Raw genomic sequence first — 21,561 nt, forward strand, 5'->3', positions numbered from 1 at the left:
CCATCCAAAGTCTCGATCTGCCCTATATCGACAGCGAATATCTGACATCGAGCCTCAAGGACATGGGACTTTCCATGTCAGGCCTGATGAAGACGCTGATGCCCGGCACGGATGTGATCGATCCAATCATCGTCGACGGCAAGACCGCCGAAGAGGCGATCAAGAAGATCATCGCCCCGAGCCTCGACGCGCTGGCGGAAACCCTGTTCAAGGGCAATGCCGATGCCATGGCGCAATACAAGACCAATTTCACGACGATCTTCACCGCGCTTTGGGCGACGATGCGACCGGGCGGCAGCGTCGAAACGATCAAGGCCGACCTTGCCAAGCTGATCGACAAGACCGCGACGGCGGCGCCGGCAGGGGTCGATCCTGTCAAATACAAGGCGGCGCTCTCTTCCGGCGTGATGTCGGTGCTTACCGCATCCCGCTCCATCTATGCCGGCCTCAACATGACGAGCCCGACCTGGGACAGCATCGGCATCGTGGTTCTGCACGCCCTTGGCGCTCTCGCGCACATGGGCAGTGCGCTCGGCTCGGCGATCAAAGCCTCGAATTTTTCGCTGCTGGATGGGATCAGTTCACTCGTCGGCGTTTCCGACGAGCTGGCGCGGGCGCAGCGCAGCGTGCTCTCCGCCTTTTTCAAGAATACCGGGACGACGGTTGGCGCCGTTGCCGGCGTCGCTTGGCTGCCGGTGGAATATTACCAGTTCCTGCAGGGGCTCACCAGTGGCAAGGGCGATCCGGTCGATCTCATCTTCATGGGTATCGGAACCGCGGCGGACACGGTCGGCGCGATCGAGGGCATCGCAGGCGTTGCCAATATGCTGGTGAATTCCACCTTCCTCGGGCGCACGGGCGCAACGGTAGCGCTCGTCTCCGGCGGCTTCTCGCTCGCCTTCGCGATCGCCGGCGCGGTGTCCTGGGCGGCCTGGGCGGGCTTTGCCATCTACCAGAGCATCAAGCAGGAAAAAGCCTTCCACAAGCAGACCGACATGATGAACGACATGCTTAAGCGCACTGTCAACGACACGGTCGGCATCTACGCCAAAACAGGTCAGCGCGTCGGCGCCAAGGGCGGCGTCGCCCCCGCGCCCCGCGACCCGGAACAGCGCGAGCTGACCCCTGAGAACTGGGACGCGATCATCGCCGATATCGAGAAGCGCCGCGGTACGGCGGTGGGCTGATCCGGGACGCTTTCGCAACACCAAATATCTGGGTACTCACAGGCCCGGTTGGCGTAGAGGCGGTCGGGCCTGTGAATATTTGATAGCAATAAATTTAAGTATGAATTTCATGCGCAGTCTGGATATCTGCTGCGCTTTATGGATAAAAACGTTCAATTTTAATATAAAGGTCGAGAAAGTTGTCAAAGCCGATTGTAATTTCCGAAAATTAACCATCGGTTAAGTTTAAACAATTGACCGGCCGTTTTTTTATCCATATCAAATCATGCATTCATTTTGATAACTCCTTGATGGAAGTGCTCATATGGCCGTAGATGCAGTGAATTCCGACCTGAACCTGGCGCCTGCAAACCCTGTCTCGGTGGAACTGACGATTGATAAGACAGGTTCCAAGGACACCACAGGCAGCACGACGAAAAAGGTCGATCCGAACAGCGAGAGCGAGATTCTCTCCGCTGCCGTGGACGCGTTTCTGCCAGGCATGATTTCCAACACCCTGATGCTGAACAATTCGCTTTTCAATTTCGCCAAGGAGGCGATCGACGAAGGCAGCGATGAGTAGGTTCCCGTTCATCGTTTGCAGTTGACGTGTACCGAGTTGAGGAATTGCAATGAGTGGAGAAGAACTTACCGGCCGCGCCTTTACGCCGCCCGTCGACGGCGTATCGACAGGCAATGTGCTGAAGACCTCGGAGATCGTGGCGGAGCGGATCGGGCTGCAGCCGGCGGATTTCGCCGGCCTTCGGCCAACCGAACTCACCTCCATTCCCAACATCCAGGGCCGCAAGATCGCGCCTGAGTCCGACGGCGTCCCGCCCTCCTATTCACCGGAAGGCAATACCAGGCCCTCCAGCATTCTCGACCGGCTGTCGGCATTCTTCATGCCGGTGGCCGGGAACGGCCAGCCGGAGACGCCGCTGGTGCGATTTGCCGCGGACAAGGATCACAGCGGCCCGAAGATCGAAGACATCACGACATCGATCGACCGGCTGGAGAAATCACAGCAATTCGCGACCGGCACGACGCTGCTGTCGTCGCTCACCCAGTCGGTGATGTCGTCGTCCAAACGGCTGACGCAGGGCCAGTGAATATCATGATCACATCGGCCCTTGCGAGATCACCGATCACTTCGCCCGCGCGCAAAGTCCTTCCGAAGGCCGCCATGCTCGCCCTCTGCCTGTTCCTCGCCGCCTGCAGCCAGGACGTGCTGACGGGACTCGATCAGCGCGATGCGCTGGATGCTCAGGTCCTGCTCGAACGCGCCGGCATCTCCGTCACCATGAAGAGCGAAAAGGGCGGGACCTATGCGATCGCCGCTGAATCAGCCGATCATGCCCGGGCGATCGAGTTGTTGGCGGGCGCCGGTCTGCCGCGTCAGTCGTTCGGAAATGTCGCCGAACTCTTTCCCGGCAACGGCTTCCTTGTGACGCCTTACGAACAAAAAGCCCGGATGAGCTACGCCATCGAGCAGCAGCTTGCCGAAACGCTTTCGGGGCTTGACGGCGTGGCGACGGCGCGCGTCCATGTGGTGCTGCCGGAGGAAAACGGCCGCGGGCTCATCAAGGAAAAGGCGAGGGCGGCGGCCGTGCTGCAATATCGCCCCGGCGCCAATCTCAACGAGATCGACATGAAGAGCCGATCCGTTCTGGTCAACAGCATCCGCGACCTCTCATATGAAGATGTTTCGGTGGTGGTCAGCCCCTGGTCGGAGGTCGGCGCGCCGGCGGCCCCGGCGGCAACCGTGACGCCGGCACCCGCCGCAGCGCCATTCTCGATGGTGCAAAGCGCTCTCTCGGCTTTCAAGGCCCCCAATCTGGCCGTGATCGGCGCCATTATCCTCGCCATCGGGGCATGCCTGCTGCTGCTGTTGCCGCAGCGGAAGGAGCGCTGAGCATGCGCACGCCGCGTTCGGACGGCGAGGCGATCTCGGATGCGGCGAGGATCCGCAAGGCAGCGCTGCTTTCCGCGGATATGCTGACGGCCGCCCGATGGGATGGGACCGCGCCGCTCCTTGCCGATGGGTCTACGCGGCTGCACCGGCGGCTTTTCACGGAGATCGCAGAAGCCCATGGCGACCCCGCCACATTTGCCGACGGCGCGCGCCGCCTGATTTCCATGGACGCGGACGGACTCGCAAAGGCCGCGCTCCGGGCGGGCTTCGCCTATCATCTCGCAGCCTTCTGCCCCGCGGTCGATCGCCCGACCCTTGCGAGGCTCAGGGCCGCCTACGGCGAGGAAGCGGTCGCATTCGCTCTCGGCCACATCAATCTTTCCGCGGCAACGCCGCCGCTCGATCTGTTGAGCGAGCAGGCAAGGCATGTCGTTGAGGCCGACGGCTGGTCGATGCTGGCGCTTCTGGCAGACGAATACCGGATCTCCGCGGCATGGCGGTCGGCGGGCTGGCGCGACATGGCCGAAGACGGTTCAGCTTCTCTCTTGAAGAGCCCGGCGCTCGCCCTGGCGGCGGCCGCCGTCGACGAGGTCGCCTCCGCACAGGAAGGCGCCGGACGATGAGCTCGGGATTTGCACGCCACGACCGCATCATTCCGGCGGAGAGTTTCGGCCAGATCAGAGAGGCGGCGCAAATTCTGGAGGCTGCCCGCCACGACGCCGCCCAATCGCAGGCGACACTTGCCGCCGCCAGCGAGCAGGCCGCCCAAAACGGCTATCGCGACGGGTTCGAACAGGGCGTTCGCGATGCCGCCGCACGGCTTGCCGCCTCACTCGGAAAAGCCGAACAGGAAATTGCCAATCTCGACAGCTGGGTCGAGGCGGTGGTTCTGAAATCGGTCGGATTGATCCTCGGATCGATGGAGGCCGACGAGCGCACGAGGCGATTGGTCCGCCACGCCATATCCCAGACCGCTGAGGCCCAGGAGATCGCCCTGCATGTCGCCCCCGACGATGCCGCCATGATCGCCCGGGCAATTGCGGATATCGATCACCGCATCACTATCGCGACGGATCCGCTGATGTCTGCCGGCGAGATCATTCTGGAGACGTCGGCGGGACGCAGCCAGATCGGCTTGAAAGACCAGCTCGCCACCGTGATCGAGGCCCTCGTCCATGGTTGACGCGTTGCTTCGGATGGAGCGGAGACTCGAACAAACGGACGTGCGGCGGCAGAGCGGCCGCGTAAAGAGTGTTTCGGGCCTGCTGGTGCGGGCGCTCATCCCCTCGGTCAGGATCGGCGAGCTTTGTGAACTGCATGAGCCGGGCCGAGGTCGCATCGGCCTTGCCGATGTCGTCGGCATCGACGGCGAGACGGCGCTTCTCTCGCTTCACGGCGAAACCCGCGGCATCTCCCAGCGCACGGAAATTGTCCCGACCGGCCGGGAACCGGCCGTCTCCGTCGGCAATTTCCTGCTCGGCGCGATCGTCGACGCACACGGCAATATCCTGCGTCCCACCGCCAACCCCGCCGGCGAGGACGCGCGTTTCCTGCAACCGCTCTATGGCCAGCCGGTCGATCCTCTGTCGCGGCGCCCCATCCGCCAGCCGTTTACCTCGGGGATTGCCGCCCTGGACGGATTGCTGACCTGCGGCCAGGGCCAGCGCATCGGTATTTTCGGCGCGCCTGGCGCCGGCAAGTCGACGCTGGTGTCGGAGATCGTCGCCAACAACAAGGCCGATGTGATCGTCTGCGCCCTAGTCGGCGAACGCGGACGCGAGGTCGGCGAATTCGTTGCCGGCAACATGCCGGAAGGCGTCCCCTCGAATGTGGCGCTGGTTGTCGCCACATCCGATCGCCCGGCGCTGGAGCGGTTCAAGGCGGTGATGACGGCAACGGCGATCGCCGAACATTTTCGCGAGCAGGGAAAACATGTGCTGCTCGTCATCGACAGCGTCACCCGCATGGCCCGCGCCTTGCGCGAAGTCGGGCTTGCCGCCGGCGAACCGCCGGTGCGACGCGGCTTTCCGCCTTCCGTATTCGCCGTCCTGCCGCAGATCTTCGAGCGCGCCGGCAACAGCGTAAACGGCACGATGACGGCTTTCTATACGGTCCTCGTCGAAGGCGAAGAGCAGGACGATCCGATCGCCGAAGAAACCAGGTCGCTGCTGGACGGCCATATCGTGCTCTCCGACAAGATTGCCAGGGCGGGCAATTTTCCGGCGATCGATGTGCTGGCCAGCCGAAGCCGGACGATGAGCGCGGTGGTGAGCGACAGCCATCGCCAGGCAGCCGACAGGCTGCGCGCCCTGCTGGCCCTCTACGACGAAGTGGAACTGCTGATCCGCGTCGGCGAATATCGCCAGGGGCGCGATGCCGCCGTCGACGAGGCCGTCGCCAAACACGGCCTCATCCAGCGGTTCCTGTTTAGCGGACAGGGCAAGCCGCAGCCATTCGGCGCGATCGTCGAAGCGCTTGAGGAGCTTGTCCGATGAATATCGAAGCGACCGCATGGCCCCGGTCATCGATGGCCGAGAGCTTCTTTTCCCGTTCCGACACGATGATGCGCGCCGCCTGGCAAATTCCGGCCCGGGAGCAGCCGCTTTCCGTTCGCCCGCTATCTCCTGATATCGCAGCCGGGCGGATCGCCGATCCGGTCGGCATTCTCTGCCGCGTCGGCGAGCGGGATCAGATGCTGATTGCATCGGCCGGAGCATTGCGGCTGCTGGCCGAAAGACTGGAACCGCTGCTCCTCTGGGAAAAACTGTCGCCGCATGAACAGGCGGCGGTGGTCGAACATCAGTTCACCGACGCCTTCGAGGCAATCGAGAACAAGATCGGCATCAGCCTGTCGCTGCTGCAGATCGGTGCAGAGCCGCAGCCGGATTTCAGCGGCAATTTCGGCTTCGAAATCGGCTGGAGCGGCATGAGCCTGCCCTTGAGCGGCCATTTCGATGAAACCTTCCTTGCCGGCCTCGTAGGCTGGGCAAGCCGCCTGCCGCGCCGCACGCTCAATGCCCTGACGACGACCGTTAGCATCCGGCGCGGTTATGCCGTGCTGTCGGTCGGTGAGATCCAATCCCTGCGATTGGGGGACGGCATCGTCATCGATGGGGGGACGCCGGAAACCGTGATCGCGATCACGGGTGAACGTTACCTTGCAACCTGCATGCGCTCGGACAAAGGCGCGGTCCTCACCGAGCCGCTCCTGTCGACGCCAACCGGACCAATGAGGCATTTCATGACGAATGACACCGTCGATCAGGAATTGCAGGGCGAGCCGCGTCCATCGCCTGTCGACAGCATCCCGATCAAGCTGGTCTTCGATGCCGGACGGCTGGAGTTGCCGCTGCGCACACTCGAGACGATCGGCGAGGGCTATGTGTTCAACCTCGACAGGCCATTGTCGGACGCCGTCGATATCATCGCCCAGGGCCGCATTATCGGACGGGGCGAAATCATTTCCGTGGATGGGTTGAGCGCCGTTCGCGTCACGGCGCTGCACGACTGATGGAACAGAGCTTTCCTCTTGCCCAGAGCCTTGTGGCGATGGCGGCGATCTCGATGCTGCCGGTCATTGCCGTGATCGCAACCTCCTTCACCAAGATTTCAGTCGTCCTGCTGATCGTGCGTAATGCGATCGGCATCCAGCAGACGCCGCCGAATCTCCTGGTCTTTGCGATTGCCATCGTGCTCTCGGCCTTCGTGATGAACCCGGTGCTGCAAAACAGCTGGCAATTGCTGCTCGCCCATAGCGGCGATTTCGGCACGGTCAGCGGCATGGCGGACGGCATGGTCAAGGTGGCGGCGCCGCTCAAGGATTTCATGCTGAAATTTTCCGATGCCGAGGTCCGCGACTTTTTCGTCCAGGCCTCGCAGAAGATCTGGGCGAATGCGCCGGTGACCCCAATTGCCTCCGACGACATCACCGTGCTGACGCCGAGCTTCCTCGTTTCGGAACTGACACGGGCATTCGAAATCGGATTTCTGATCTATCTGCCCTTTCTGATGATCGACTTTGCCGTCTCCGCCATTCTCGTGGCGCTCGGCATGCAGATGATGTCGCCGACCGTCGTTTCCACACCGCTCAAGCTGTTGCTGTTCGTCTCGATCGATGGCTGGCGTCGATTGCTGGAAGGTCTGGTGCTGTCCTATGTGCAGTGAGCATCCCGCCCTCATGGAAGCATTGGCGCGATCGGTTCAGGCGCCTGCCGCTTCCAGCGGAAGGGGTTGCTGCCATGGGTGAAGATCAGGTCGCCGCCGAAATCGGCATGTCTGTCATGGCAACCTTCGCCTTGGCCGGCCCCATTCTGGGCCTGGCGGCAATTCTCGGGCTCGTCATCGCCATTTTCCAGGCTGCCACACAAATCCAGGAACAGACCATCGCGCAGATCGTCAAGATCTTCGTGATCTCCATCGCCCTCTTGCTGTTCGGCCGGGTGCTGGCAACGCCACTGATCGAACATTCCATTCATATCCTCAACGATTTCCCGACCATGGTTCAGTGAGGCGAAGCGGATGGGGCCGGATCATCTTCCGCTCGTCGGCATTGAGGTCGCAGCTCCTGCCGCGGCGATGCTCGGCGCCGCCCGCGCGCTCGGAATCCTGCTGATCTTCCCAATCTTCTCGCTGTTCAGCATCGTCGGCATCCTGCGTTTCGGCCTGGCGATCGGCCTTTCGGCGCCCTCCGTCGCCTTCGCCTATTCGGTGCTGGCGCTCGGGGATACGTCCTGGTTCGATCTTGCCGCCCTCGCGATCAAGGAACTCTGCTTCGGGGCTCTGCTCGGTATGGGGCTCGGCATCCCTTTCTGGGCGGCCCAGGCGGCGGGCGATATGACCGATGTCTATCGCGGCGCCAATGCCGCCAATCTCTTCGACCAGATCAACGCGCTGGAAACCGCGCCGCTCGGTTCGCTGATGATGTCGATCGCCCTGGTGATTTTCGTCAGCGCTGGCGGCATCATCGATCTGGTCGCGATTTTCTACAAATCCTTCGAGCTCTGGCCGCTCTTCAAACTGGCGCCCACTATCCCCGACGACCCGCTCGACATGATCCTTGGTGTTTTCGGCCGGCTCTTCAAGGCGGCCGGATTGCTTGCCGCGCCGTTCATGATCGTCACCTGCGCGCTCGAATTGTCGCTGGCCTTCGTCGGCCGCTCGTCGAAACAATTCCCGCTGAACGACAGCCTGCCGGCCATCAAGAACTTCGCGGTCATGGTCATCCTCGTCATCTATACGGCCTTCATCTCCAGCTATTTCCACGATCTCTGGATCGATGGATTCAACGAGGTGAAAGCCATGCTGGAGGTGACCCATGGCCAAAAATGACGATACCGAGGAAAAAACCCTGCCGCCGAGCCGGGTGAAGCTCGATCGGCTGCGCCGCGAGGGCCAGGTTCCCCGCTCGAAGGAAATCCCGGTTGCGATCTCCGTTCTTGCCATCGCCGTCTACGTCACCTGGGGCTTGCCTGATATCCTCGAGGATTTCACCCGCAGTTTCGATAGCGGCCTGCAGTCCGCCGGACGGGCCGACCTCTCCGACGCCGTCACTGTCGGCTTGAGCGAAACCGGCGTGGCGCTGCTCGATCTCATCTGGCTGCCGCTTGCCATGGGTCTTGCCGCGACCATCCTGGTGTCGATCCTCGACGGGCAAGGATTTCCCGTATCGTTCAAACATATGAGCTTCGATTTCACCCGGCTCAATCCGTTCGAGGGCATCAAGAGGCTTTTTTCGCTCGCGAGCATCGCCGAGTTCGTCAAGGGGCTCGTCAAGTTTGTCCTGCTCGCAACCGCCGGCGGCGGTGCGATCCTCTATTTCCTCAACAGCATCTTCTGGTCGCCTCTTTGCGGAGAAGCATGCACGCTCTCCACGACAGCCCATCTCCTCGGCTCGATCCTCGTCATTGCCGCCGGCATCATGGTGGCGGCGGCGTTTTTCGATATCCGCATTTCGCGCGCGTTGTTCAGGCACGAACACCGCATGACCAAGACCGAGGCGCGGCGCGAATACAAGGATACCCAGGGCGACCCGAAGCTGAAATCGGCGCGCCGGCAAATCGGCGCGGAAATGCGCAGCAGCCCGCCGCGCAGGCAAGGATCAGGCCGGCAATGAAAAGCGGGAGCCTAAGCCGCCCGCTTGATCTTCGCTTTGCGGTTCCGGTGGTCGGGCGTCTCAGACGCCCGATTGGTTGTCACCTACACGCGTCCAGTTCTTCACATCGTCCAGCGTGATATCGGAGAGGAACGTCACGCTGGCAAGTGAGCTGTCGGTGCGGAAGACGTTGCTGCCGTGGGAGAACGCCCCGCCATCGATGGTGACGTCGGCGTCGATCTGCTTGCCGCCGTTGGTGCGCACGAGCGTGGTAAAGCCGTCAGCGACGAAATCCTTCAGATAGAACCTCGTGTCGGCATTGATCTGGAAGATCTTGTCGGTCGCGCCCTTGGCGGAGCCACCGATAATAGTGATGTCGCCGGCGCTTTTTACCGTCAGCGCATCCTCGCCGACATTCTGCCAATTGACGTTTTCGAGCGTCGCGCCGTCATAGACGTGGATTCCGTCGGCGCCATTCTCGCCGAGATCGACATTCTTGAGCGTCGCGCCGTTCTTGAGAATGAACAGCGGCGATTGGGTTTCGGACTGGCCGCCATCGCCGAGCTTGGACGAGGCCGTATAGGTCGCGCCCTTGCCGTCGAACACGCCGCCATCCACGACGATCGGCTCGTTGACGACGATGACGCTGCCCTCTTTCGAGAGGTCGGGTTTTTCCGTCGTGGTCTGCAAAGTCGTGGCCTGTTTCTCGTCGGATGGATCCACCTTCTTGGAGTCGGATTGCCAGTTGATGTGCTTGCGCAGCAGATCCTTGGGGTCGGAATCCATGCCGTTTTCCGACGTTTCCCGCGAATTCGGCACATAGGAGGTCAGTGTCGGCGGGTTGCCGGAGAAATCTTCGAAGGGCGAGACCTTGCGGGTTCGGATGGTGGTGAAATCCGTGTCGGCCCTATTGCTGCCGCCAAGGCAATCGGACTCAAGGTCGAAACGGGAGGTTCTGTCGAAGTCTATGGGCCTTTGTCCATCTACGCCACACATTGCATTCATCCCCAGTTGGTCTCGTCTACTTCACTTGCTCTATCAGCCCGGCCTTTGTTTGGAGCCGGCAGCGTTCCGGATTTGCCCGATCTCTCCGATGGTTTCGATCGTTATATCCCTGTCGATCTCCTCCGCCGCCAGCACCGGAATGCGGCAGTTGTGGTGGATCATCAGCGTCTGGGTGAGCAGGCGCCACTCGCCCGGCACGATGATGATGGGATCGTATCCCCGCTCGTTGGCGTCCTCGAGAGCCTGCCTGGCTTTCTCGGCCAGCAGGCGCAGCCTTTCGGCTATCTCGATCTTCTCGGTCGCTCCAGCGGCGTCATAGGAGCGGATGAAGTGGTCCCATTCGGCGGGAAGCACCAGCGCCGGCAGCAATCCGCGCCGGTCGAGAAGCCCGAAGGCGATCTGCTTGACCAGCGCGGCGCGCGCCATTTCGGCCAGGGCATCCGGCGCGTGATCGGTGCCGGCGTGCAGCATCACTTCCAGCAGTCCGCGCGGCTGGGAAAGCGTCACGCCGGAATCCAGCAGGCGTCTGACGACCGCGACCGTCAGCATCAGCGGCACCTGGGTGGCGACGTCGATCGCCAGTTTGCCGAGACGCGGTTCGAGGCTGCCCAGCCATTGTGCCGCGTCGTCGACGCTGAACAGGGCGCCGATATGGCGGCGGACGATGCGCACGATGCCGTCGGCAATCTGTTCGGCCGTCCGTTCGGGACCGCAGCTGACGAGACCGGCGGGCACGTTTTCGACCTGAAGGTGGATCAGATCCTCGGCCATGCGGGGATCGGCGTTGAACGTCGGCACCGTCACGGAGACGCCGACGGCGCGCGCCGCCATGCGGATCCGCCCGTCCAGCATTTCGCCGAGTCGCATCGCCTCAAGCCGCGCCAGCGTTTCCACCGCGACGGTGGCGATGACGGGATCGCCATATTTCGTCCTGTCGAGCGGATAGGAATTGGCGCTTTCCACGGCATTCGCCGATGCGGCCGCGGCTGGGCCGGCGCGCCGGCGATGCACCATGAAGGCAAGGCCCGCCAGACACAGGCCGATCGCGCCGAGCACGCCTGTGGGAAATCCCGGCACGAAGCCCGCGCAGATCGTCAGCGCCGCCGCAATCGCCAATGCACGGGGCTCCCGGAAGAGTTCGCGGCCGATATCGCTGCCGAGACTGCCGTTGCCGTCATCGGACACGCGGGTCACGACGATACCGGCCGAGACTGCCATCAGAATGGACGGAATCTGCGACACCAGACCGTCGCCGATCGACAGCAGCGTATAGAGATGGGCGGCCTCGGCGAAGCTCAGGCCCTTCTGGAAGATACCGATCGCCAGGCCGCCGATGAGATTGACGGCGACGATCACCAATCCTGCGACCGCATCGCCCTTGACGAAGCGCATGGCGCCGTCCATCGCGCCGAAGAACTGGCTCTCCTGTTCGAGACGCGACCGGCGCTTCTGCGCGGCTTCCGTGCTGATATGGCCGTTGCGCAGGTCGCTGTCGATGGCGAGCTGCTTGCCCGGCATGGCGTCGAGCGTGAAACGGGCGCCGACCTCGGCGATGCGCTCGGCGCCCTTCGTCACCACGATGAACTGCACCAGCGCCACGATCAGGAAAATGATCAGCCCGACGACGACATTTCCCGCAACGACGAAATCGCCGAAGGCCATGATGATCTCGCCGGCATCGGCGTCCGCCAGCACGAGCCGGGTCGAGGAAATCGTCAAGGCCAGGCGGAACAGCGTGCCGATCAGAATGACCGCGGGAAAGGTCGAGATTTCAAGCACGCTCTTCAGATAGGTCGTGGTGATCAGCACCACGAAAGCGAAGGAGAGATTGAAAGCGATCAGCACGTCCAGAACGATTGTCGGAAGCGGCAGCACCAGCATCGTCACGACGGAGGCGAAAAAAACCGCAAGCAGCATATCGGTGCGCTGCGCAAGCATGGCGAAGGCGGATGACCTTACCTTCATGATCCGGCTTCCGACGCCATCGCCTATTCTTGTTCGCTGCTGGAAATTTCGGCGAGCTTCGGCTCGGCATTGCCGGCAGAGGCGAAATTGACCGTATCGTCCTCACTGTCACGGGAAACGATCATCTGGTCTTTGCCGATCTCCTTGATGCGCCAGCCGCTCGAAACGACATCGCCTTCCTCGTAGCGGCGGCCGTCGGAGCCGATGATGAACCTGACGGGCGTATAGCCGGCGGCGGCAACGAAGCCGTCGAGACCGGAAGAGAGGGCGGTGAGATCGACGATGGAAACGGAACCGCGCCGGCTCATCGAGGCGATGATGCTGCGCAGCTTGGTCTTGTCGGGCAGGCCGAGAGGCCGCGATCCTTCGCCGATGCGAATTTCGTCGGCGGTGGCGACGATGCTCAGATCTTGGGGAAGCTGCGCCATACGAATGGCCTGGCGGATTTCGGCCGCGATCGCCGCCGCCGCCGGCGCCGGTTCGGGTGCGGCGGAAACCCTGACGAGCGGGGCTTCGTGAGCCGGCGCATCGCTGTTGTAAAGGCCGGCCAGCAAAAGCAACGCCGCCAGCCCGAGAAGGCCGGCAGCCGCAATCCGGCGCGGCGCGAACCGCACGCGCCCGGCGCCGAGACCTTCGAGCTCACAGATCGTGCCGTCGAAGGAGATGGTCTGTCTCTTCGTAAGGGTCATTGTCCGATCGCGCGGGATGGAACGACCGTCGATCACGACGTCATCCCGCAACGCGGTCAACGACACCGTGTCGGAGCCGCGGGAGCGCTGCAGACTGATGGCAAAGGCGGGTTCCGGTTTGGCGCCTAGGACGATCAGGTCACAATCGGCGCTGCCGCCGACCACCTGCCGCTCTGTCGTCAGCGGCAGATTGGAGCTGCGCCCGGCGCGCGTGATGCGCAAGACCGGTCCGCCGCTGCCTGACGCAGCGTTGCCGGCGTTACCTCTGAATGTCGGCGAAGAGGAATCTAGATCCATAACCATCTTGTTCCCGAACCGTCCGTCGAGCGGCTTTTATTGTCTTCGAAAGCGGGGAAGCGAGACGGGCGAACCCGTCTCGCCATTGTTTCAATCAGCCTGGGCCGATCTTCTTGATGGCGTTTGCGACGCCGTTGATCTTGGTGATTTCGGTTGCAACCTTCAGGCTCTGCTCGGTCGCTTCGTTCTGGGCCGACTTGAAGGCGGAAATCGCCGAGCCGATGCCCGCATCAAGTGTCGAAGTACTAGCCATGTCTTGAACTCCTTGCATGGTTTTGGCGGCCAGAGCCTTGCAGAATTCAAGATCGAATTCAATAGCTTATGTTAAAAAGTTATTAATTCGCGATATGTACAACAAATGCGCGAAATGGATATCCGTCCTGTTCCCAGAGGACCGATGATCTGCAACAGTAGATCGGATAATTATTAATAGACTGGATTCCGTACTCACTGCCTGCCTTCGTTCATTAGTTGTCGGGCGATATCCGGATCGTGAGGTAAACTCAGATGTTTGCGCGTTTTGTTTACATGGCCGCTATCGGACTGCTGGCCTCCTTTCCTCCATCGGCCGGCGCCAGCGAGCGGGAGGTGCGCCTGGATGTCGTCTCCCTGCCGCTTGGCGAAGTTGTCCAGACGCTGTCCTTCATGTCCGGCATCCCGGTCACGACAGTCGGGACGCTGAGCGGCAAGGTCGAGCACTGGTCCGTCCGGGAAAGCGGAGCCAAGGCCTTCGTCAAGCTTGGCGATGCCAGCAATCTCTTCGTCGCCTATGACGGCAGCCGCATCATCATCGCGCCGAAGCAGGAGGTCTCCACCGTCGTCCTCGATCGCGGCGGCCGCAGCTGGAAGACCGAGCAAAACGCCATTCGCGCGCTGTTCCCGCTGCTGCCGGACGATGCGCTGCGTGAAGATCCCGCCAGCGGATTGGTGCTGGTGCGCGGGCCCGCGGTCTTCACCAAGGCCGTCGAAGACGTGCTGAGCCGGCCGCAAGCCGACAGCATCAAGGTCATCAAGGGCGGCCAGTTGGAAGTCCTGACGACGAACAACGGTGCCTGAGCGGCTGATATGAAGGCGCTGAAGTCTCTCAGGCAGTTGCTGGAGATCCGCAGCCTGCGGGCGGATAATCTTTCCCGCAGCCTCTCTGAGGCGCGGGCGGACGCCGAAAACGCGCGGGAGCGGGAAACGGAAGCCTCCGAAGCGCTCGACATCGCGGCAAGCCTGGCCGCCGGCAATCCTGTCGTCGACGCATTGCGCAAGAGCGGCGCTATCTCCGCCGCCGAGCTTCAGGACGCGCTGATGCGACAATCCGTATTGCGCAGCCATGAAGCCGTTGCCGGCCTATCGCTTGCGCAGCGCAAAGCCGACCGGCTGGCTGCGCAAGAGCGGGCAGAACACGTCGCCGCCGATTTTTCGCGGGCACAGAAGGCGGTATTGCGCACCGAATTTTCGCTTGAAGCAGCGGAGAAAATCGACCGGTAGGGAGCTAAGAACCAGCAGATGAACCAACCGGCTTCTGTTCTTCCATCTCTTCCTCGACAATCGAGCTGACGAGGGCAACGACCCGGCTGCGCACACGCGGAGAAAGGAGCAAAACGTCGTCTATCAGACGCCGTCCCTCCGCCGTGGAAATGTAGGCAATCTTCTCATCGATCTCTGTTATGATTTGCTGGCCCTGAGTGGTTTCGGGATCTGGAAGACCTTCGAAAAACCTCGAAACAGGGATCTTGAGGCAATTGGCAAGCTCGTAGAGCATCGAAGCGCTGACGCGGTTCTTACCGCTTTCATATTTTTGTACCTGCTGCAAACTGACCCCGATGCCGGCGCCGAGATCCCCTAGGGATACATTCGACTGCATTCGGCGGATACGGATTTGCTGTCCGACATGCCGATCAACTGGATGCACCAACTCGCGCGCTACATTCGACTGTTCGGCTTGCGCAGGCCTCGAAGTCCGGACCTGTGCTGCTGCATAGCGCTTCATGGTGGACACCCCGATGGAGAGTTTCACGCGGTGCGCCCCCGCTGAAAACTCGCTAAACCCACTGATCGGGGAGTTGGAAACCGTACACGACGGTCCTGTGGCCTTTAGTTCCGAGGAACCTGGACATACGCCACAGGCTCCTCGACCGAAGGTCAAGGAGTGTGATGCCGTTACGGCCGGCATCAACCACGTGTAGGGGTTTCCACACCCCAGGGCAGCGCGTACTGCCCTATCGAAAAAGATAGCGGGAATCCGCCCGCTGCGCAACCGAATTCTTTACAAGATTCAATGGCTTCCCTTTACGCTCGGACACTTGCCTCAAAAGCGAGAGGTCACGCTTCGGGCGGTAAAGTGGTCAGAAAACCAAAGGAGGTGCGATCAGCGGAACGCCCATTGCGAGGATTGTCTGCCCACTCTCCCGGAAGAGATGACGATGACACCTGGGAGAGCGCGGACGTCGTGGCGATCGAGGAGACGGACGATACCGTCACCGTACTTCTCTGGCATCTGAAATACTCGCAGGCAGTAATGGGGCGCCGGGCGGACGATCTTTACCTCGTTTGCGGTCAAGCACAGAAGGGGGTGAAGGGGACATGGAGCTTGAAGAACCTCATCAACCACCTGACCGTGAGAGAAACATCACATCTTAAGGGCCGGGCCCGTTTCATTCGAGGCAGCCTGAATGACTTGGCCACGCTTCGAAAGGCTGCCCAACGCAAGTTCATCGAGTACCGGATCGGGATTGTACAGCCGGGTCTTAACGGTGAAAACATACCCGCAGAACATCTTGCGCTTCTGGGAGCGACTGCCACTTCATACTGTCTGTCACCGGGTGTCCCCTAATGACTGTCGCGAACCGCACCGATCCAGCTTAGCTGCCGGCCACCGTCTCCAGCGGCGCTACTTTCCATGACGGCAGGGCCGCCGCGAACTGTCACGGCCTTCTTGGGGCTTTCGATATCGAAATTGACGTTGTAGCGGTTCCACTCTGTAACAGCGGCAGAGCCGCCGACAAAATCAGGGGTAGGAATGCTCGATGTCCTGCCGATTGTTGCGGCGGGTGCATAGCTGCAGTGCAACATAGACGCTGGCTTCATGGCGCTGGCCCGAGTATTGCTATTTTCATCGAAGCGATGCTTCCTCCCGCAACGCTTCGAAGTTTAGACGGCCCACTCCTCCTCCCAAAGGGACGTCTGTGGGAACAGCGGCACTCCTCCTCCCAGGTCGCCGTTCGGTTCTTTTAGGAAAGCCTGCCGCACCTCCTCCCGCGGCAGGCTTTTCTATTTCGGGGCGATGGGCCGTCAGAGCCCGAGATCAAGTTGGGACTGGGGTCGTGCATTGCCGATCGGAGGTCGTCAGCGTTGAAAGCGTGACGCCGAGCAGCCGCACTGGCCGCTTGAATGGATAGACAGTCGCCAATCGACGGGGCATCGTTCGATGGTGTGCTCGAAGATCTTGGCTGGTTCGGCAAACGGTTCACGCCGGACATGCGCGCCGATGTGCTGCTGTTTCGAGCGGGAGACCGGCGGCTGGTTGCCGTGGATCCCAAATGGATCCCGCTTCGGCTAACGTTGCGTTTTTATAAGATCGACAGGACGCGTTTGGCAAGCAACCAAGTTTTCCTATCTCCAGCGCCGGCTGCGGGCGAGGGCCCGGTCGCGTCTTTGAAGGCCATGATGTTCGGCTGCGTCAAGAGCGCGGCCATGGTCTATGACGATCAACCCATCGTCGACCATTTCCGGCGGATCGACGCCGAGAGGATCATGGGCGCGAAATTTCGCTCTGCGCAAGTAAGGCACGAACCGTCGAGACGGCAGTTCCTAATGAGCTCATCGAAAGGTCATATCATGCTGAAATACAAGCTCTACGTACTCGTGGTAAAAGCCGACGGGAATCTCGCGATCCTCGCCGCGCTTGCCATGGTTCTTACCGCGATATGGCGCGGCGTTTTACCTATAGGAAGTTTCTACTAAAAGACTGGAGGTGCAGGATCATTCCTGCACCCTCCTCACATATCACCACGTTCGCAGTACGCGTGTCACCTATCTCTCACGCGCAACAGCGGAAACGACAAGGTCTGTCATTTGAGAGTTACCCGGAGCGCCCCACCAGTCGCAGAGGGACAGGTAGGAGAAGTCGCTCACACTGTCACCGTAGCCGATCACTGGGCGACCTGGATGCTCCGTCCGAAGCTTTTTGAGCAGAAATTGTGAGGCCACCCGTTTTGAGATCGCAGGCGGAACTAGCGCAAGGTTATTGCCGTTGTGGTGTCGAACCCAACCCCGTTTTTCTCGAATGATCGGCACAATCTCTTCAAGGCGTGAGCCGTCTCCGTCAATCTCTTTGAAGACAACATATGTCGCGAGATCAGCTTCCATCACCGACCAGCACCGGATGTGGACGCCAAGTTCCCTCGCCTTGGTCCTGCCCTCATCGAGGAGCTTATCGAAAAAGCCGGCAAGCGGCCGGAGCTCCCTTGCGACGACCTCATGCCATTCGGCGTCAGGCTTGCCGTCCTTTTTGAGGATGACGGCACCGTTCGATACGATTGAGTAGCTTTCAAACGCGATCGTAACGCGCGAAAGAGCCTCAGAGCCGCGCGCCGTAACCGGGATGGCCTCCGTGGAGACGAGCAGCCACTCGACAAAGGCAGCTTGAATCTTCGTCATATAGGAGTTGCTTCCATTAATGGATTTGGACGCCAATACCAGATCGGCTTCCGCAATCTCCGGTATCTTTTTCTTGGTTTGAAACAAGGTGTCGTCGAGGTCCACCAGAGCAATGGGCTTCATATGCGTACTCCAAAATGCGACTGGTTAAATATTTGATCGATTGCCAGATGTGAGCTTTCGCGGATTCTCCATTGGCAATGAATTTTACGATACGGAATTTGTCACATCTCAGTTTCCTTGACCTGCGCGCCGAGCTCGTAAGTAGACATACGTGGAGATTAGGAGACGTGCCGGATCAGCGTGACGGCGCGGTAGGGGGCGATCTTTCTAGGGGAGACGACATACGGGACGCCTTTGTTGTCGATCAGGTACATGAGGGCCGCGAGTTCTGGATCGGTTGGCGACGAGACGTACACCTTTTCCGGCACACGTCGCAGGATGGCCCTGGTCGCCTCCGCAATGCCCGGCTTTACTCGGTTGATGTTCGTTACGGCGTCCTCCCCCATCACCCAGGCGACGGCAGCGGCGGCGGCATCGCGATGCGCCCGGCGGGTCTCGATACTCCAGACGCTCGGGATTTCGGTTGCAATCACAGTGGAGACATCATTCCACATACCATCCACGAATGATCGGGAAATATCGTGTTCCGCGAGATTATCCCACTGGACGCAGGCGTGGAAGTCACCGGGACCGACGAGGGCAGCGTTGAGGATCGAGCGGCTGATAAGCCCGGATACGGTGCATCCTAGCATTCCGGAGGGAATAAGCCAGTCGTCGCCCGATGCGGCGAGCCATGCGCAGCCGCAGGGGTCGGCCAATACAACTAGCCGCGCAGGCCGGTCTGAGTAGTCCTTGAAGCTCTTTTCGAGTTGGTTCGCAATTGCTCCTTTGCCCGTCCAGCTATCTACGAAGACGATGCTCTCGACAGGACGCCTGGCAAGAATGTGGCGCATAGCCTCGTCGTCAACGCCCTTGTCGCGAATGATCGACAACCCGTAGTGTCCGACGTCCCGGCCGAGTAAGGCGATGGCCCTCTTGAGAAGGATGCCGAAGGGCACGCCGGCGCGGACCAAACTGACAAGGGTAATAGGACCCTCGACCGACTGCACGATCGCGAGGGCGAGGCGTGCCGTCTCGGCGCCCATGCGCGGGCCACCAGTGGCCATGGCCTTAGCAAACAGCTCCATGTATTCGCGGGTCGGGGCCATCTCGGCGGAAATCATTTCCGAGTAATGCCGCCGCCCGGATTGGATGGCCTCTTCCCTCGTGGCCGTGTCAGTAGGCTGAATATCCACTCTCTTGAGAAGGAGCGTCACGTCGTATTCGGCGTAGGAGCCTAGTGTGGCAGGGGAGGCGATGCTGTCATAGGTATCCCCCATGGGAGTGATGTCCTTAGATAACGCGACAGCAGTGTTGTGTCGCCGTGGACTGGCGGAAATGTCCGATCGAGTGAGCCGATTTCGAAGCGGCAGACCGCATGGCCTAAGGCGGCTTCATTCACCTTCTACGTCTGAAAGGACAATGGGATCGCCCAGTGCGGACATCAGGCTGGCACAGACATTTTCCGGGCCTGTCTCCGAGCAGAGTATAATTTTCGAGTACAGCGCTGGATCGACGTTGTAGAGGTAATGTGGAACTGTTCCGCCGTAGTTGTCGGAGAACGAAAGTACTGAACCGATCGCGTGGCCTTTCGACAGGGGAGAACGCGTCACGGATGAATAGAAAACCTCAGCGCCCTCCTTTTCCAAGCGCTCCGCAAGCAGGAAGGGCTGCCACACGTGTTCGCCCGTTCCGAGTACGAGGGTAATCCCGTCATCGGCAGCGTTTGCATTGAGACCCTGCAAGTGATCGACGACGCCGAGACGCGCCCAGTCTCGAGCGACGTCGGGACAGACCTCGGGCCGCTTAGGACGGTCACAGGAAGGGACCTGCGGAGTAGCTGCCGTGAAATCCCCACGCGGAGTCCAACTGTACCGTCCGGAAACGATAGTAGCCTCACTGACTGTTCCCGTGATCTCCGCGCGGGCAGCGCCTTCTGACCAGTCGGTAAGCGTAAGTAGGACTGTGTGCTTCAGCTTCAAACGAATTTTTGCGGGAAGGGCAGCGAAGATGTTGGCAAATGTCTTACCTGTCGAAGCCTCATCGTCAACGAGTACCAAGCCGGTCGCACCATGAACCAAGTCGCGGAGCCTTGCCTCGCATGGTTCGTGCAGGAGGTGCCGCGGGGCATGGCTATGCTCTTCCTCAAATTCGCACAGCAGCGGCAGTTTAAGATCATGGCGAGTGGAGCAGATATATATTGCATCGCCGCGACCAGTGAGTTCGCGGAACCGCCGATGGACACCCGCACCAAGGCCAATGCCCGCTTCGGCTATTCCGATGAACAAAACCGGACCAGGAATATCGGCAGGAATCTGACGTGCAAGGAGGTCGAATGCATTTCCCATGACCGAAGGGCGGATCGGCAGGAATCGACCAAGAACCTTGGAAACAAACAGAAACGAGCGGTTCGGGTTGATTCGCTGCCCGAAGCCGAACATCTCGATGGGGGGTACAAGGCTTCGATCCACGTGAACCGAGATAGTGCCGTCGGCGAGTTGCGCAGAGTATGTTGAAGGATTCACCATTGCCAGCTTTCGAAAGTACGGACGTTTACCGTGGAAAAAATCCGTGCCATATGTTTCCGTGACGCCGCACGCTCATTGGCGTCTCGTTGACGAGCAGGGTAGCACTTACCTCTCGAGGCTCAGAGTGCATCCGCGCCACGATATCGCAGGAGAATTCGCCGGCCCTTGGCGCGAAGGCCAGCACGGCGCGAGCGCCTCCCTGGTTTCAGCTTCGTTGGGGCTAAATCCCGATCTGAGGCCTTCCTGCCCCGTCGATGCGGCTCGTGACCCATCTCCGACAAAGCGACTGGGGCGATAGAAATAGAGTTTACGTCAGTTCATCCTCGCTCTCTGCGGTGAATCAGTAGCATGAAGTGAAGCAAGGGACGTGCCACTCGGACATGCAGCACGAATGCGAGCTGAATAGGCACCAGAACTCGAATATTGCATTCCAGGTCTCACGCGGCAGATGTCCAGATTGCCGGGAAATTTCGTATTGCATCCATAACGGCTTTGGGCGACGGATTGCGGGACCTGCCATGGCAAGCGCGTGCGGTCGCGAAACCTCAGATGGCGGCGAAGCGCTGCAGTTAAGAGAGATGCTGGAGCGTATATTCGCCTAAACGCTGCTGACGTGGCGGTTGGGCCTTTGAACGGTGGACGAGATCAGCCGGGAAAAAAGGCGTAGCTTCATTGAAATCGGCAGGGTGTACCCCGCCCACTACCGGGGATCAGAGCAGGCCAGCCTTGGCCCCAACCTGCGATGATAGCAGGTGCCTGGGGCACCTCCAGCACGTCGAGGGTTCTGCATCTTCGTGTCAGCCAATAGCCGACAGTTCGCACCACGTTTGTATTCGCTTTGTCTGCTTTACGACAGACTTAAGTCTTGATGCCTGCACTCAGCCGTCGTTGTTCAGTCCCGGCATTTTCATGGAGCGGATCGAGGGTGAAACGTTCAGGCTGCGAAGTCTATGTCTTGCAGACGAACTCGTAGTGTGAGGCCCTTGAGGGTCTTGAGCCTGCGTGACCTGCCACTGAACTTTCATCCAGCGGCGATTAGAGCCTCGGCGGTTTTGATACGCCAAGTGGCGCGGTGTGAGCAACCGGCAACGCGGATCGTGTCCCAGCACCTGGTGTAGCTGACGGTAGGGAGTAAAGCCGAGCGCCCGCGCGCTTC

The 21,561-nt window shown here is 60.6% G+C and carries 22 protein-coding genes and 3 pseudogenes; 16 read left to right on the top strand and 9 right to left on the bottom strand.

Features of this window, described 5'->3' with window-relative positions; translation table 11 throughout:
* The 12 genes and pseudogenes from CO670_RS30730 to CO670_RS30785 form a co-directional block, all read left to right on the top strand.
* Positions 1–1,187, top strand: a pseudogene (locus CO670_RS30730) (hypothetical protein); the annotation flags it as partial.
* 304 nt (positions 1,188–1,491) lie between these two features.
* A complete protein-coding gene (locus tag CO670_RS30735; RefSeq protein ID WP_010068575.1) occupies positions 1,492–1,749 on the top strand; it encodes a hypothetical protein in 258 nt (85 codons plus the stop codon).
* A 49-nt stretch (positions 1,750–1,798) separates the two neighbouring features.
* Positions 1,799–2,275: a hypothetical protein gene (locus tag CO670_RS30740; protein WP_097593807.1), complete on the top strand. Its 477-nt coding sequence runs from the start codon at positions 1,799–1,801 to the stop codon at positions 2,273–2,275.
* Positions 2,272–3,078, top strand: coding sequence for a type III secretion inner membrane ring lipoprotein SctJ (gene sctJ, locus CO670_RS30745; protein WP_097593809.1), 807 nt, complete (start codon positions 2,272–2,274; stop codon positions 3,076–3,078). The genes CO670_RS30740 and sctJ overlap by 4 nt, the downstream gene beginning before the upstream one ends.
* 2 nt (positions 3,079–3,080) lie before the next feature.
* Positions 3,081–3,701 (top strand): hypothetical protein, encoded by a 621-nt coding sequence (locus CO670_RS30750; RefSeq protein ID WP_097593810.1) that lies wholly within the window; start codon positions 3,081–3,083, stop codon positions 3,699–3,701.
* Complete coding sequence (sctL, locus tag CO670_RS30755; protein WP_085739600.1) at positions 3,698–4,261, top strand: type III secretion system stator protein SctL; 564 nt, start codon at positions 3,698–3,700, stop codon at positions 4,259–4,261. Before CO670_RS30750 ends, sctL begins: the two co-directional genes overlap by 4 nt.
* Positions 4,254–5,573, top strand: a complete 1,320-nt coding sequence (locus CO670_RS30760) for a FliI/YscN family ATPase (protein WP_097593812.1) — start codon at positions 4,254–4,256, stop codon at positions 5,571–5,573. The genes sctL and CO670_RS30760 overlap by 8 nt, the downstream gene beginning before the upstream one ends.
* Complete coding sequence (gene sctQ / locus CO670_RS30765) at positions 5,570–6,589, top strand: type III secretion system cytoplasmic ring protein SctQ (RefSeq protein ID WP_097593813.1); 1,020 nt, start codon at positions 5,570–5,572, stop codon at positions 6,587–6,589. Before CO670_RS30760 ends, sctQ begins: the two co-directional genes overlap by 4 nt.
* Complete coding sequence (gene sctR / locus CO670_RS30770; RefSeq protein WP_097593815.1) at positions 6,589–7,242, top strand: type III secretion system export apparatus subunit SctR; 654 nt, start codon at positions 6,589–6,591, stop codon at positions 7,240–7,242. The genes sctQ and sctR overlap by 1 nt, the downstream gene beginning before the upstream one ends.
* Before the next feature lie 74 nt (positions 7,243–7,316).
* Positions 7,317–7,586 carry a flagellar biosynthetic protein FliQ gene (locus tag CO670_RS30775; RefSeq protein WP_088685433.1) on the top strand — a complete coding sequence of 90 codons (270 nt, stop codon included), beginning with the start codon at positions 7,317–7,319 and terminating at the stop codon, positions 7,584–7,586.
* A 10-nt stretch (positions 7,587–7,596) separates the two neighbouring features.
* Positions 7,597–8,406 carry a flagellar biosynthetic protein FliR gene (locus CO670_RS30780; protein WP_097593816.1) on the top strand — a complete coding sequence of 270 codons (810 nt, stop codon included), beginning with the start codon at positions 7,597–7,599 and terminating at the stop codon, positions 8,404–8,406.
* Entirely contained in the window at positions 8,393–9,190 is a 798-nt protein-coding gene (locus CO670_RS30785) for an EscU/YscU/HrcU family type III secretion system export apparatus switch protein (RefSeq protein WP_097593817.1), read from the top strand. The genes CO670_RS30780 and CO670_RS30785 overlap by 14 nt, the downstream gene beginning before the upstream one ends.
* Positions 9,191–9,250: 60 nt before the next feature.
* Here the strand turns inward: CO670_RS30785 and CO670_RS30790 are convergent, their stop codons facing one another.
* The 4 genes from CO670_RS30790 to CO670_RS33175 form a co-directional block, all read right to left on the bottom strand.
* Positions 9,251–10,165 (bottom strand): pectate lyase, encoded by a 915-nt coding sequence (locus tag CO670_RS30790; protein ID WP_004672592.1) that lies wholly within the window; start codon positions 10,163–10,165, stop codon positions 9,251–9,253.
* Positions 10,166–10,207: 42 nt separating this feature from the next.
* Positions 10,208–12,139, bottom strand: a complete 1,932-nt coding sequence (locus CO670_RS30795; RefSeq protein WP_018247140.1) for a flagellar biosynthesis protein FlhA — start codon at positions 12,137–12,139, stop codon at positions 10,208–10,210.
* 23 nt (positions 12,140–12,162) lie between these two features.
* Positions 12,163–13,050, bottom strand: coding sequence for a hypothetical protein (locus CO670_RS30800; RefSeq protein ID WP_225881300.1), 888 nt, complete (start codon positions 13,048–13,050; stop codon positions 12,163–12,165).
* A 169-nt stretch (positions 13,051–13,219) separates the two neighbouring features.
* Positions 13,220–13,378, bottom strand: coding sequence for a hypothetical protein (locus CO670_RS33175; protein WP_004672595.1), 159 nt, complete (start codon positions 13,376–13,378; stop codon positions 13,220–13,222).
* A 254-nt stretch (positions 13,379–13,632) separates the two neighbouring features.
* On the opposite strand from CO670_RS33175, the gene CO670_RS30805 reads away from it, so the two are divergent.
* Together CO670_RS30805 and CO670_RS30810 are read left to right on the top strand one after the other, a co-directional pair.
* Positions 13,633–14,181 (top strand): hypothetical protein, encoded by a 549-nt coding sequence (locus CO670_RS30805; protein WP_004672596.1) that lies wholly within the window; start codon positions 13,633–13,635, stop codon positions 14,179–14,181.
* A 9-nt stretch (positions 14,182–14,190) separates the two neighbouring features.
* Complete coding sequence (locus CO670_RS30810; protein ID WP_004672597.1) at positions 14,191–14,604, top strand: hypothetical protein; 414 nt, start codon at positions 14,191–14,193, stop codon at positions 14,602–14,604.
* 4 nt (positions 14,605–14,608) lie between these two features.
* On the opposite strand, the gene CO670_RS30815 is transcribed toward CO670_RS30810, so the two are convergent.
* On the bottom strand, positions 14,609–15,106 hold the full coding sequence (locus CO670_RS30815) for a helix-turn-helix transcriptional regulator (RefSeq protein ID WP_018247142.1): 498 nt from the start codon (positions 15,104–15,106) through the stop codon (positions 14,609–14,611).
* A gap of 459 nt (positions 15,107–15,565) precedes the next feature.
* On the opposite strand from CO670_RS30815, the gene CO670_RS30820 reads away from it, so the two are divergent.
* A complete protein-coding gene (locus tag CO670_RS30820) occupies positions 15,566–15,949 on the top strand; it encodes a hypothetical protein (protein WP_026188834.1) in 384 nt (127 codons plus the stop codon).
* 458 nt (positions 15,950–16,407) lie between these two features.
* Here the strand turns inward: CO670_RS30820 and CO670_RS33555 are convergent.
* Positions 16,408–16,525: pseudogene (locus CO670_RS33555) on the bottom strand (DNA polymerase IV); the annotation flags it as partial.
* 14 nt (positions 16,526–16,539) lie between these two features.
* Between CO670_RS33555 and CO670_RS33765 the strand changes: the two are divergent.
* A pseudogene (locus CO670_RS33765) lies at positions 16,540–16,878 on the top strand (DUF4334 domain-containing protein); the annotation flags it as partial.
* A gap of 270 nt (positions 16,879–17,148) precedes the next feature.
* Here CO670_RS33765 and CO670_RS30835 read toward each other — a convergent pair.
* The 3 genes from CO670_RS30835 to CO670_RS33560 all read right to left on the bottom strand — a co-directional run bounded on the left by CO670_RS30835 (position 17,149) and on the right by CO670_RS33560 (position 20,405).
* A complete protein-coding gene (locus CO670_RS30835) occupies positions 17,149–17,898 on the bottom strand; it encodes a hypothetical protein (RefSeq protein WP_004675991.1) in 750 nt (249 codons plus the stop codon).
* A gap of 158 nt (positions 17,899–18,056) precedes the next feature.
* Positions 18,057–19,157, bottom strand: a complete 1,101-nt coding sequence (locus tag CO670_RS30840) for a cysteine protease StiP domain-containing protein (protein WP_004675992.1) — start codon at positions 19,155–19,157, stop codon at positions 18,057–18,059.
* 114 nt (positions 19,158–19,271) lie between these two features.
* Positions 19,272–20,405 carry a phosphoribosyltransferase domain-containing protein gene (locus tag CO670_RS33560; protein ID WP_011053330.1) on the bottom strand — a complete coding sequence of 378 codons (1,134 nt, stop codon included), beginning with the start codon at positions 20,403–20,405 and terminating at the stop codon, positions 19,272–19,274.
* Positions 20,406–21,561: the final 1,156 nt, after the last annotated feature.

This window comes from Rhizobium sp. J15 (assembly GCF_002531825.1).
Taxonomy (GTDB): domain Bacteria; phylum Pseudomonadota; class Alphaproteobacteria; order Rhizobiales; family Rhizobiaceae; genus Rhizobium.

Coding starts and splice junctions, on each gene's coding strand:
- CO670_RS30735 (WP_010068575.1), top strand. CDS start 1,492: ATGGCCGTAGATGCAGTGAATTCCGACCTGAACCTGGCGCCTGCAAAC.
- CO670_RS30740 (WP_097593807.1), top strand. CDS start 1,799: ATGAGTGGAGAAGAACTTACCGGCCGCGCCTTTACGCCGCCCGTCGAC.
- CO670_RS30750 (WP_097593810.1), top strand. CDS start 3,081: ATGCGCACGCCGCGTTCGGACGGCGAGGCGATCTCGGATGCGGCGAGG.
- sctL (WP_085739600.1), top strand. CDS start 3,698: ATGAGCTCGGGATTTGCACGCCACGACCGCATCATTCCGGCGGAGAGT.
- CO670_RS30760 (WP_097593812.1), top strand. CDS start 4,254: ATGGTTGACGCGTTGCTTCGGATGGAGCGGAGACTCGAACAAACGGAC.
- sctQ (WP_097593813.1), top strand. CDS start 5,570: ATGAATATCGAAGCGACCGCATGGCCCCGGTCATCGATGGCCGAGAGC.
- sctR (WP_097593815.1), top strand. CDS start 6,589: ATGGAACAGAGCTTTCCTCTTGCCCAGAGCCTTGTGGCGATGGCGGCG.
- CO670_RS30775 (WP_088685433.1), top strand. CDS start 7,317: ATGGGTGAAGATCAGGTCGCCGCCGAAATCGGCATGTCTGTCATGGCA.
- CO670_RS30780 (WP_097593816.1), top strand. CDS start 7,597: ATGGGGCCGGATCATCTTCCGCTCGTCGGCATTGAGGTCGCAGCTCCT.
- CO670_RS30785 (WP_097593817.1), top strand. CDS start 8,393: ATGGCCAAAAATGACGATACCGAGGAAAAAACCCTGCCGCCGAGCCGG.
- CO670_RS30790 (WP_004672592.1), bottom strand. CDS start 10,165: ATGTGTGGCGTAGATGGACAAAGGCCCATAGACTTCGACAGAACCTCC.
- CO670_RS30795 (WP_018247140.1), bottom strand. CDS start 12,139: ATGAAGGTAAGGTCATCCGCCTTCGCCATGCTTGCGCAGCGCACCGAT.
- CO670_RS33175 (WP_004672595.1), bottom strand. CDS start 13,378: ATGGCTAGTACTTCGACACTTGATGCGGGCATCGGCTCGGCGATTTCC.
- CO670_RS30805 (WP_004672596.1), top strand. CDS start 13,633: ATGTTTGCGCGTTTTGTTTACATGGCCGCTATCGGACTGCTGGCCTCC.
- CO670_RS30810 (WP_004672597.1), top strand. CDS start 14,191: ATGAAGGCGCTGAAGTCTCTCAGGCAGTTGCTGGAGATCCGCAGCCTG.
- CO670_RS30815 (WP_018247142.1), bottom strand. CDS start 15,106: ATGAAGCGCTATGCAGCAGCACAGGTCCGGACTTCGAGGCCTGCGCAA.
- CO670_RS30835 (WP_004675991.1), bottom strand. CDS start 17,898: ATGAAGCCCATTGCTCTGGTGGACCTCGACGACACCTTGTTTCAAACC.
- CO670_RS30840 (WP_004675992.1), bottom strand. CDS start 19,157: ATGGGGGATACCTATGACAGCATCGCCTCCCCTGCCACACTAGGCTCC.
- CO670_RS33560 (WP_011053330.1), bottom strand. CDS start 20,405: ATGGTGAATCCTTCAACATACTCTGCGCAACTCGCCGACGGCACTATC.